Below are 9,832 nucleotides of genomic sequence, written 5' to 3' on the forward strand. Positions count from 1 at the left end.
CGCACCGCTTCGCGCTCCGCCGTGCCCGATGCCAGGGCCTGATCGTAGGCACCCGCCCAGGTGATCGTGTCGACCACGTTCTGGAACGCCGACTGCAGGAAGTACGCATGTCGAGCGCTCCAGGCCTTGGCCTTTTCGTAGCGCCCAGGGTTGAGCAGCAATTCCTCGATGTCCTGGCGCATGCGCATGGCCTGCCCGTCCAGGCGGTTGGCCATGAAAGGCGACAGCCGCGCGACTTCGGCGGACACCTCGGCAGGTGCGCGCAGGTAGCGCATAGAGGCTCGGGCCAGGTGGCCGGGCTTGACCCGCACCGCCGCCACGCTGAAGCCCGTGACCTGCTGCATGGCGTTGGTCAGGTTGGCGAACATCGCGGCCATGCCCGCGCGTGAGCGCGCAGCCCTGAAAAACCGGTCTGCAAGCTTGCCGCCCCACCCGGTCGCGGGCGTCTCCACGGTCTGCTTGGCTGCCCGGTTCAGCCAGGGCAGCAACAGATCGGTGTAGACCACCGGGTCATAGCGGTTCAGTTTGCCGGCCAGCCCCTTGGCGCGCAGCGTTCGCATCACGTCGCGCACCTTGGGCTCCATGTGGGCGAACAGGATGGCCTTGTCGATGTGCTGAGGCAGCAGGCGCAGGTCCAGGGCCAGCGGTCGGTTGTACTCCACGCGCGACTTGGTGAAGCCGCGAGAGGTGGCCGGGAACATGAACGCATTGCCCTGGTTGACCGCCTCCAGCTCGGCGTTGATCGCGGCGTCCTGCACCTCGAAGGTGTCAGCGATGGCGGGCACGTAGCCCCCGCGCCAGGTGCCCAGCGAATTGGTGAAGGCATCCGCGCTCACCTCGTCGAAGTAGCGCCCAAACACCTCGCGGTGGGTCCGTTGGGCCATCGGCTTGATCTCTTCGAGCAGGTCCCAAACCCCTTGCGCGAACTCGAAGTGCGCGCGTGTCAGCTTGCCCTCGTTGATCATGCGCTGCGCGAAGGCATCCCACCGGCGGGTGTCCAGTCCGCCCTCGGCGGTCTCCGACGCCCAGCCACGGCCCAGCAACAGCTTGCGCTTGTTGGACTCGTTGCCGGTGTGGAGGATCGCGTGCAGCAGCTCGGCCATGCCGGCGTCACCCTTGGACGCGCCGAAGGTGTAGCCGTTGCCCAGCTCGGGCGCGTGGATGCGGCCCGGTGCCAAGGTGCGCTCGATGGCCTGCAGGAGGTCACGGTAGCGCTTGAGGTAGTTGCCGGTGTCGGCACGGTAGGCGTCGGCGGCCTCGCTGATGGGGGTGAAGACGAAGCGCCGGAAGGCTCCGCCCATGTCGCCCCCGTCCATGCGAGTCGCCCAGGACTCGACGCGGCGCAGCGCAGCCCGTGCGCCCATGAGGTAGCGCACACGCTTCTCACCCTCGGTGACTGCCTGATCTTCCCCTGGCACCGTCCCGGGCATGCCCAAGGTTTCGAGCCGAGCGCCGAGGGTGTCAGTCACCTGCGCGCGCTCGACCAGCTGCCCGTCGATCTCCACGAGCTTTTCGCGGCGCGACAGGTACCACAGGGAATCGACGTTGTCGCGCAGTGCGCGCAGCTCGCCGATCATCAGGTCGTCGAGTGGTTTGGCGCCCTCCTCCGCATCCTGCAGCATCGGCTCGACGGTCGCGAAAAGCTCGGGATCGTAGGCTTTGACCGCGTCCATGTAGGCACGCGGGTTCTTGCCGCGCATGCCGACACCGTATTCGGCCAGGATGGCGCGGGCGGTGTTGACCAGGTCCATGTTGCGGCTCTTGCCAACGGTCTCAGCGCTGCCGTCCGCGATCGAGCGGAAAAGGGCCAGCGTCTTGGCGGCCTCGGCTTGTGCCTCGTACGCGGCACGCGTGGCCGCATGGTTGATCAGCTGGAACCGCTTTTGTCGGGCTGCCTCCTCCACCTCGCCACGGCGCAGCGCCTCCTCGGCGGCCTTGCCAGCGCGCACCTCAGCCGCTGCGAACTGCGCGGGGCGAAGCTTGCCCGCAGGCGTGTTGTCGACGATTCGGGCGGCCTGCTCCTTTGCCATGCGGGCCAGCTCAAGCGCACCGCCGACAGCCTTGCGCAGGCCTGCCAGCTCCGTGGCCAGGAAGCGGGTGCGCACATCGTTGTGGATCGCAGCGTCGGCCGCGCGGGCGATCGCCTGGGGGCTCGACAGGTCGGCGTGCTGCTCAAGCATGCGCTGGTCCGTGATCCCGTCGACCACCACCTGCAGGGGTTGAGCGTCCAGCAGCTCGCGCACCATGGCATCACCCGAGGCAAAGCCGAACATGTCGGCCACCTGGTCGGGGTGCATGCCCTTCTCGGCCAGCATGCCGTAGGCCCCGTAACCCAGCTTCTGCCAGTTCACCGAGGCCAGGCCGCCGACCGGGTACATCTGGCGCAGTGCTTCGGTGCTCAGGCGGTGCCCGGCCTGGGCCTTGATCTGCTCGCCCTGGGGGCCTGTGGTTTCGCCCCGCTTGAGCCAGCGCTGGGCGGCGTACACCGGCCAGGTTTGCACCTCGGCCTCGACCGCTTCGCGCATCTGCTTGCGCAGCTCGGCCGCTTCGTTGTTCATGCGCCGCACGGTGCTGGCGCGAAGGCGTGAGGTCCACGCCATGTCGCGCACGCTGCGTGCTTCCAGCTCCTCGACCGCCTGCGCAGTGGCGTGGACGTCCAGCGTCTTGTAGTCGCCCCAGTTGACCCCGAACCGCTCGGCCTGCTCTTGCGAGCGAAACAGCGGCGCCATGCTGCGGCCCGCTTCGGCTCGGCGGATCTGGTCGTCGGTGGCCAGCATGCGATCCATCACGGCGCGCACCTCGTCCGTGAGCTCGACATTCAGCCCGGCCAGGTTCTTGTAAACGGCGGCCAGCCAGTCGCGAAAGCGCGCGAACATCTGCCCGAGCTCCCAAGTGGGGGCCCGACCTTCGGCCAGGTACTTCTCGAAGCCCCGGGCGAACTGCTCGTGATGCACGCGCTTCTGATCCAGGGTCATGCCCTGCCAGGCGGCCAGATCCTTGACGCCCATCCAGTCGAACAGGATTTGCATGTCGCCTTGCAACAGCGGCTCGCTCTCTGCAATGGCAGCGTAGGTTTCAAGGAACCAGTGCCCAGCCTCATGCAGGAATGTGGAGAGGTCCGCCCCCTTAAGTAGGGCAATGACAGGTTTGCCGCCCTCAGTGAATTCAGCAGGAACGAAGCCCCCGCGCTGCAATTGCTGCAACACCTTGCCCGGCGCCTGCCGGTACATGCTTTCACTGGTGCTGAATGCTCGATTCTTGCCCTTGTTCTCAACGAACCCCAGGCCTTTGTAGAACTTGACCAAGCGGGCCTTGTCGCCTCCGAAGTCGGCCGAAGGGGACAGCACCACGTGCTTGCCCGTGCGGTCGGCGTACTCCAGTAGCTGGCGCATGGCCGCTGTGCCCGCACCCTGGCCTCGGGCGCCGTCAGGCACAACAATCTTCGAGACCGTGATGCGGTCGCTGTTCTCCCTGACCGCATGCTCAACCCCAGCGGTCGACCACCCGCGCAGCACCTCGTCGAGGGCGGGGCCTTGATCCAGCACAGCCGATCCGGTGACGCCCTCGGCCAGGATCTGCGGCGCGAAGTGCTCGAACAGCTCGCGGGGGTTGGCGCCGATGCGCTGACCCAGGGTCTCGAAGAACGCCCGGGGCAGCTGTGCATATGCCTTGTTCACCGAGGGTGAGAATCGGCCGGCGGCGTTCAGTTGCTCCAGCACCGTGGCCTCGATGGCCCGCGCGTCCTGCTCGATCTGTTCCTGCCGCTGGCTGCGCTCGACCTGCTGCGTGACGTCCTCGGCTACACCTTGCATCTGGTCCTGGGCGAAAGCGCGCGCCTGGTTGAGCGTCATGCCGCCCGGGTCGGTCTTGAGCTCGCCGATCAGGTCCTGCGCCAGCCCGGCGCCGGCGATGCGCGCGGCGAACTCCTCGACCGGGATTCGGATGTCGCCGCCGGTGCCGAGTGCCTGGGCTGCTTGCTCCGCTACTGCTGGCGAAACTGCTGCCAGCTGCTCGAGCTTGCCGGCCTGCTGCAGCACCTGCGCGGGCACGAACACGTCGCGCAGGTCGGATTCCTTGGCAGCGTCGCGCACGAAAGCCTCGAAGGCCTCGGCATCACGCCCGCGCACCTTGCTGGCCTCGGCCAACGTGGCGAGCTTCTGCAGGGCTTGCGCGTCAGCCTCGGCTTGGTACGCGGCATCAACCCGCTGGGTATGCCGCGTGCGCACGTGCAGGGCCGACTCGACGATGCCGCGCACGATGCCGCCCACTGCTGCGCCCACGCTGCCCTCTTGCAGCGCGCCGGCCAGCTGGATGTCGGCATCGGCGTTCGTGAGCTGTTGGCGCAGCAAGTCCTGCGCAATGCTTTCAGTGGCTTCCTGCGCGCCCTCGGAAGCGGCAGCGATGCCGATGCGCGTGAGGGCTGCGGTCAGGCTGGCCTTGGCCTGATCGCCCACCGGACCCAGCAGCTTGTCCAGTGCCCATTTCTCCGTCACGCCGGTCACGACCGCACCGGCCAGCGTGGCCAGGTCTTTGGACCCTTGGCTGGCGTTGTCGCCTCGGACCTTTTCGTCCATGACGCTCATGCCGTCGAGGTACAGCCCCGCCGGGCCGCCGCTGAATGGGTAGCTCAAAACCTGGCCGGTGACCTGGCCCAGGCCTGCGGCCACCTGGTCGCCAAAGGTCTGCCGACCCTCGGGGATCTTGATTTCGTTGCGGGCCAAGCGCTGCACCGCTTGGCCGGTGATCAACCAGTCGGGCGCCAGTGACGGGCCGGTGGCACTCTGCCGCCCGCCTGGCGTCATGTCGCCGCCGCGCGGTTTGGGCAGCATGTCGACCATCGCGCCGGTGATGTTGCGATGTGCGATGTCCAACGCCACGCCCACACCGTGGACCCGAGTGCCCGCCCAATCGACCAGACCGCCCGAGAACTGGCGCAACCCTCGCTCGATCAGCGTCATGTTGTCGACGTCGTCGTGCGCGAGCTTGGCGAAATCTGAGTCCGTGAAGCGCTCGCGGGTCTTTGGCGCATCAGCCAGGGTGCTCTCGATCTGCTGGAGCTTGGCGCGTTGCTCGAGGCCGGGCAGCGCCTGCACCGCCGCGGTGGGGTAGCCGAGGTAGGAGGCGACGCGACGCTGGTGGGCCACCTGCTCAGGGTCTGCACCCACAGCCTGCGTCAGGCTGCCCCGCAGGGCTGCCGTGCGTTGCTGGCGCTCCGCTTCCAGGGTGCTCAGGTATGTGTTTTCAGGCTGCTGGCCGTGCTCCGCTTCCAGCTGGGTCAGATACTCATTGGCCACGGATCAGGTCTCCAGCTTTGGATTGGTTGCGCAGGTAGGTGCGGCGCACGTTTTGCTCGGTGGGGGCGTAGGCGGGATTGCCTGGCTCCTTGGCGTACATCTGGCGCAGGGCGTCCACGATCTGCTTGCGATCAGTGGGAGGGATCACCACGTCGGCCACCTGGTCACCTGTCAAAGCGATCACGGGCACCTGGCGGTTGCGAGAGAACATGCCTGGGTCGACGGTCACCTGGCGGGCCATTTCTTCGCGCACCAAGGTCTCCTTTTCTGCTGCCGTCAACGGGCCTTGCTTGGCCTGCTGCGCGGTGTCGATCAGCCGTTCAATGCGGTACTTCAACGCCCCAAGCTGCGTCCGTTCGCCTTCGGTCTTCTTGGCCTTGAAGGGCTCCAGGCCCAGCTCCTCGGCCACCTGGTTGAAGGTGTCGGTGTCGATCGTGGCCGCCTGCTTGCCGCCGGCCTTGCCGATGCTGTCCCACCGGTTGAGCAGGTGCTGGGTCGCCTCCATGCCGAACTTGGGCCGCAAGGCGGCCACCTGCTCTCGGGACATGCCGGCCAGCTTCTGAGGGTCGGTGTGCTCGAGGTAGGTGTCCGCGTTGCGCAGTAGGGACATTTGCTGTTCGCGCTGCGACCGCGTGAATGCACGGGACTCGGCTGCCGCTGCACGCTGCTCACGCACCGCCGCCTCGGCTTCCAGCGACTTGACGATTTCATGCCGGGTCTTGTCCGGCATGGCAAGCCAGGCGTCGGACCGCGCCACGCGCGACATGGGCACGCCCTGGTCCAGCTGCGCATAGATGCTGTTGACGCTTTGCGCGTTGATTTCCGCTTGTTGGGCGTTGAAGGCCTGCGCCCGTTGGCGCAAGGCAGACAAGCCCAGCGCCATGGCGTCCGGGTTGTCTTTCAGGTTTTCGCGCAGGGCCTTCTCCATGTCGAAGATGCGCACGGCGTCGTTGTCACGCTGAGGGCCGACAGCGGCCCACACTTGATCGGCGATCGCCTCGGCGATCTGCGCATCGCTGGCGCGCTTGACCACCTCTTGCATCTGCGCGCGCGCCTGCAGCGTCATGCCGGCGCTGTTGGCCTCGAAGTAGCCCCGGGCATCGTTACTGCGACCGGCTTGGATCATCCCGCGCATGACGCCGATGTGAAGGGGCGTCATGGCACCAATGGCCGCGTTCTGGTGTGTCTCGTTGTCCCACCCTTGATCGGCGGCCCGCTGGGCCACAGCGGCGCGAATGGCGCCCGCTGACTGCTCCAACATCTTGGAGTCGCCCCACAGCAGGGAGCCCTGTTGCACGGCGGACTCGATCGCGGCATTTTGCTGATCGAGTCGGTAGGTCTTGAACTCCTCGGCCACGTGCGCGGTCAGCCGCTCATGCATCTGGTTGCGCAATGATTCGGCCTGCGCCTCGAAGGCCACGCGCTGTGCCTCGTTACCCAGCTTGCCGGCCAGCTGTCGCTTGAGCTCGTCGAACTGCTCGCCCGTCTCTTGCTGCAGTGACTTGCCGTCAGGTCGCTCCAGGGCGCTTTTTCCCCGCAGCTGCAGTGCGCCGGTCAGCAAGTCGGCGCGAGCGCGGACCATTGTGTTGCTCGCCTCGGCCACGCGGGTTTCGTTTGCGCGCACCTGCATGTCAAGCGCGATGCCGCCGGCGACCCGCCCGGCCTCGCTCAGGGCTTGGCCCATCTGCGCGCCCTGGCGTGCAGCGATGGTGCCGGCGTCGGGGCCTTGGGGTGCGGTGAATCGCGCACTCGGCCCTGCTGCCAAGGAGGTCTGGAAGGTATCAAGCGAAGGCACACGGAGCATGCTGGGCGGCCTTTCAGGGCTTCAAGTCGGGATAGAGCTGCTGCGCGCGTGCGCCGACGGTCTCGGCGGGCTTAAGGACCAAGCGCGGCGCAGCCCCGGAGACGTCAAACTGGCCGGGCATCTGGTGAGGCGCCTGCGTGACACCGGCCTCGGTCAGCAGTTGACGGGCGCGTGTCTCCGTCAAACCGTAGGTTTTGACGAACTGAGAGAACTCTCGCGAAGGTTTCTTCATAGATCAATCTCCACTTCTTTGAACCTGGTGGCCATCTGGCGTTTCTTTCCTGAGCAGATGTCGCGACAGTGGCGCGCGGAGCACTCGAAAAAGGCCGCCAGCTTCTTCCAGCTGAAGCCCTGGTCGCGTAGCTGGAGCATGCGGTCGATGTCGGCGTCGGTGAGAATCGCCCGCTGGTGCCACTGGCCCACTCGGATGCCGCGCTCGTTCACACCGACGACCCGCCGAGCCATGGCTACCCCTCACGCCACTGCACAGGGACCAGACGACTGCGGCCCTTGACGATGTTGCGAACCTGGCTGGGCGAAATGCCGAAGATGCGGGCCAGCGTGCCGTAGCCGTGGCCCAAGCGGTCGCGCAGCTCCAGCAGCTGCGCGGCTTCAGCGTCGGAAAGCTTGGCCCTTGGGTGGAACTGGCCCACCGGCACGCCGCGCTCGCTCAATCCGACGGGGTCAGGCATTTGCGGCGGCCTTCTTAAGCTTTTCATGCACGCCGCCCGTGCTCCCGGTAAACGTCACGGCCGCGCTTTCGTTGCAGGCTGCGAGGGTCTTGACGGGCGTCTCACCGTATGCGAATTGCACGTACGGGTGCAGCTTGATACGCGTGCGCAAGGTCTCGTCCAGGCGCTGCGCGAGCACGTGGGCGAACCAGTGCAAATCTGGGTGCGTGTGCCCCATGCCGAGAGACCAGGGATCGTCGCCCAGCACGTCAGGCGTACCGACTCGAACACCACGGCGCCAGCGGTCGAACGCGTCGAGCCCGCCCTCGGAAGCCGCGCGCATCTGGTCGAGAGCATTGCCGAGTGCGGTAATTGCGGCATCGGCCGCAGCTGCAGCGCTCTGACGCGCGCGGATGGCGTCGATCACCTCGCCACGAGCATCCACGGAGTCATCAAGCGAGCTCCGGTAGCGCTGGCGGCCCTGCTCGCGGTTGTAGACCTCTTCGGCAGAGGCAAGCAGGCCGAGTGCCTGCTCGGTCGTTTTGATGGCCGCTTGGATTTCCAGAAGCTTGGTGAGCACTTCGTCGCCCGGAGCTGCTCCACCCTGTTTCGCGAGCTTGCTGGACCAGACCACTTGTTCATGGCGCAGGGCCTCCAGGCGCTTTTCGAGCTCCTTGCGCTTCCCGATCGTGAGAGACATTGCCGCCCTCCACTGTTGATACACGGGGATGGTGCGACCGAGGGGCCGAGGTAAGCGCACCCCCTCCGTGCACTTGCCACGGCAAAGCAGCGCGCCTTTGCAGGCGTGTATGCGTGCGCGCGGGGAATCCGCACATGCGCACGCGCGTGGGGTGTCCAAGTCGTGTCCAGGTTCGCGCGCACACGCCCGCGATGCGTGCGGCTTTCAGCTGTCTGAGTGATGTATGGGTGTCCCGCGCGCACGCACGCGATGCGGAGCGCTGAGAAACGAACGCGCGAACTTTTGCAGGTTCAGCCAGGGGGCATGCGGACAGATGCAGACAAAAACCGACAAGGCTTAGCGGGACCCTCACAAAGCCTTGCATTTCGCCCATCCACCATCCCACCTCTTAAGGGTGGTGGGATGGGATGGGATAGCGGCGGCCCCCTTTTGGTCGTGTTTGGGATGGGATGGGATGAGGGCCACGCAGTCCCAAACGGGATGTTTGGGACTTGACGGGATGCCCGTCACTCCCCCACCCCCACCTTGTCACCGTCGACGCGCAGCACGTTTGCCGCGATCAGCGCATCGACAGCCCGGCCGGCATCGCGGCGCCGCTTGTCCTGCTTGCCGTGCTCGGGAGGCACCATTTGCCGTACCGAGTGCTCGAGCAGGTCGGTGATCAGCACCGCGCCACCCGAAAGCCCCATTAGGTCGTGCAGCACGCGCACCACCAATTTCTGGTGGTGCCCTTTTGGCCCCGCGCCGCGATGCCGGAGCTTCTTCCCGTCTTCGAGGTGCTCCACCACGCAGCTGGTCACCTCGTCACCGTCCTCATCCAGGCCCAGGGTCACGGGCACCAGCTTGAACGGAAAGGAGGCACCGTCCTCACCGTCCTTGAGCTTTGAAACGCGCATTTCCCGGTGGTCACCATCGCGCAGCACCTCGATCTCGGCATCTGCCGCAGCCTTCAGACCCGACCACCCGCGCGCCCCCTTGTCGGGATCCTTGCCGCTGTGGTGCACAAGCAGGACGGTGGCACCTGTTCGCGCCCGAATCTCCCGGCAGTGGGCCAAGGCCTTGCCCATGTCTTCGCCGCTGTTTTCGTTGGCGCCCGGCGTGGTCTGGGCAAAGGTGTCGACGGTGATCAGGTCGAACGGGCCGTGTTGCTCGACCTGCTTGATCACGTTGGAAACCTCGTCCCTCGCCAACAGGTTCGGAGCATCACACACCACGCGCAAAGGCAACGTGTCGGGGTCAATCTGGTGTTGGCGCGCGTAGGCCTCTGTTCGAAGCTTGAACCCCTCAACGCCTTCGGCGACGACGTAAAGCACACGGCCAGACTTGACCCGGCGCCCTCGCCATTCCGGCAGGCCTTGCGAAA

The 9,832-nt window shown here is 66.4% G+C and carries 7 protein-coding genes; all 7 read right to left on the bottom strand.

The features are described 5' to 3' along the window. A partial coding sequence (locus tag B2W70_RS08060) for a GNAT family N-acetyltransferase (protein WP_286744588.1) occupies window positions 1-5,294 on the bottom strand: 5,294 nt, incomplete at its 3' end. Continuing rightward, window positions 5,284-7,098, bottom strand: coding sequence for a hypothetical protein (locus B2W70_RS08065; RefSeq protein ID WP_286744590.1), 1,815 nt, complete (start codon window positions 7,096-7,098; stop codon window positions 5,284-5,286). The genes B2W70_RS08060 and B2W70_RS08065, both read right to left, overlap by 11 nt. Window positions 7,099-7,111: 13 nt before the next feature. Then, window positions 7,112-7,330 carry a hypothetical protein gene (locus tag B2W70_RS08070; protein WP_286744591.1) on the bottom strand — a complete coding sequence of 73 codons (219 nt, stop codon included), beginning with the start codon at window positions 7,328-7,330 and terminating at the stop codon, window positions 7,112-7,114. Further along, window positions 7,327-7,563 (bottom strand): hypothetical protein, encoded by a 237-nt coding sequence (locus B2W70_RS08075; RefSeq protein ID WP_286744592.1) that lies wholly within the window; start codon window positions 7,561-7,563, stop codon window positions 7,327-7,329. The genes B2W70_RS08070 and B2W70_RS08075 overlap by 4 nt, the downstream gene beginning before the upstream one ends. 2 nt (window positions 7,564-7,565) lie before the next feature. Beyond that, window positions 7,566-7,790, bottom strand: a complete 225-nt coding sequence (locus B2W70_RS08080; protein ID WP_286744594.1) for a hypothetical protein — start codon at window positions 7,788-7,790, stop codon at window positions 7,566-7,568. After that, on the bottom strand, window positions 7,783-8,469 hold the full coding sequence (locus B2W70_RS08085) for a hypothetical protein (protein WP_286744596.1): 687 nt from the start codon (window positions 8,467-8,469) through the stop codon (window positions 7,783-7,785). The genes B2W70_RS08080 and B2W70_RS08085 overlap by 8 nt, the downstream gene beginning before the upstream one ends. A 506-nt stretch (window positions 8,470-8,975) precedes the next feature. Beyond that, window positions 8,976-9,832: AAA family ATPase (locus B2W70_RS08090; protein ID WP_286744598.1), on the bottom strand; the 857-nt coding region annotated here is incomplete at its 5' end.

This window comes from Aquabacterium sp. UBA2148 (assembly GCF_002328915.1).
Classification (GTDB): domain Bacteria; phylum Pseudomonadota; class Gammaproteobacteria; order Burkholderiales; family Burkholderiaceae_C; genus Aquabacterium; species Aquabacterium parvum.

Excerpts from the sequence above, each read along its gene's own strand:
- B2W70_RS08065 (WP_286744590.1), bottom strand. The coding sequence starts at position 7,098 with ATGCTCCGTGTGCCTTCGCTTGATACCTTCCAGACCTCCTTGGCAGCA.
- B2W70_RS08070 (WP_286744591.1), bottom strand. The coding sequence starts at position 7,330 with ATGAAGAAACCTTCGCGAGAGTTCTCTCAGTTCGTCAAAACCTACGGT.
- B2W70_RS08075 (WP_286744592.1), bottom strand. The coding sequence starts at position 7,563 with ATGGCTCGGCGGGTCGTCGGTGTGAACGAGCGCGGCATCCGAGTGGGC.
- B2W70_RS08080 (WP_286744594.1), bottom strand. The coding sequence starts at position 7,790 with ATGCCTGACCCCGTCGGATTGAGCGAGCGCGGCGTGCCGGTGGGCCAG.
- B2W70_RS08085 (WP_286744596.1), bottom strand. The coding sequence starts at position 8,469 with ATGTCTCTCACGATCGGGAAGCGCAAGGAGCTCGAAAAGCGCCTGGAG.